This is a genomic window from Mesorhizobium sp. M7A.F.Ca.CA.001.04.2.1 (assembly GCF_003998485.1).
Taxonomy (GTDB): Bacteria; Pseudomonadota; Alphaproteobacteria; order Rhizobiales; family Rhizobiaceae; genus Mesorhizobium; species Mesorhizobium ciceri.
In genome coordinates this window covers 1-1134 of sequence record NZ_RZQT01000284.1, presented here as the reverse complement: position 1 = coordinate 1134, position 1134 = coordinate 1, and the positions used below count along the sequence as shown (strand labels likewise).

1 protein-coding gene is annotated in these 1134 nt (G+C 67.2%); it reads left to right on the top strand.

Translation table 11 applies throughout. The features are described from left to right. Window positions 1-1134: autotransporter-associated beta strand repeat-containing protein (locus tag EN955_RS34515; RefSeq protein ID WP_206523778.1), on the top strand; the 1134-nt coding region annotated here is incomplete at both ends.

Sequence of the window (1134 nt, the reverse complement as noted above, 5' to 3'; positions counted from 1 at the left end):
GGCACCATTTCCGGTGGCGGTGGTGGCGGCGGCGGCATCGCGAATGGCTGTGGCTGCACCGACGGTAGCGGTGGCGTCGGCGGCGGCGGCATCGTCATGTCGGGTGGCGGCACGATCGAGAACAGCGGCACCGTGCAGGGCGGCACGGGCGGCGCCAGCGGCTATGGCGATCCACGCTACCTCGCCGGATCCGGCGGGGTCGGCATTGTCGGCGCCGATCTCACCGTGACCAACAGCGGCACCCTCGCTGGTGGATTCTCGATCGACGGCGGCGGCCCACAGGCGGATGCGATCCAGTTTACCGGCGGTGCCAATACGCTGGAGCTGCGCGCCGGCTCGGCGATCAGCGGCACTGTGGAGGCCTTCAGCGCCGACGACACGTTGAGGCTCGGCGGGAACGTCGACAGCAGCTTCGACGTCTCAGGCGTCGGACAGCAATACCAGGGTTTCGGAATTTACGAAAAGACCGGCACCGGCGCATGGACCCTGACCGGCAGCACCAACGCGGTGACGTCGTGGACCATCGATCAGGGCACATTGTCGGTGTCGTCGGACGCCAATCTCGGAGCGGCCTCAGGCGCCCTGACATTCAACGGCGGCGTGCTGCAAGTGACCGGCACCTCGTTCAAGTCCACCACCCGCACGATCAACTGGGGCCCCGGCGGCGGCAGCTTCGACATTGCCGACAGCGCCAACACCTTCACCGTGAGCCAGGCACTGACGGGCCAAGGAGGGCTCACCAAGCTCGGCGCCGGAACCCTGACGCTGACCGGCACCAACACCTATTCGGGCGGCACCTTCGTCAACAGCGGGACGTTGAGCATCAGCCGTGATGCGGCCCTTGGCGATGCGGCGGGAGCGCTGACGCTGGACGGCGGCACATTGAAAGTAACGCCCGTCGCGCTATCGCTCTATATGAGCCGCGGCATCACCCTGGGCGCCAATGGCGGCACCTTCGATGTCGGCGCCGGCAAAGGGCTTTTCATCGATTCCGCCAATGGCGACATCAACGGCGCGGGCTCGCTGTCGACGACCGGCAGAGGAACGCTGCACCTGACTTCCGCCAACAGCTATAGCGGCGGGACGATCATCGGCGGCGGAGCAACCGTGGTGGAAGCAACGGGCGGGCTCGGC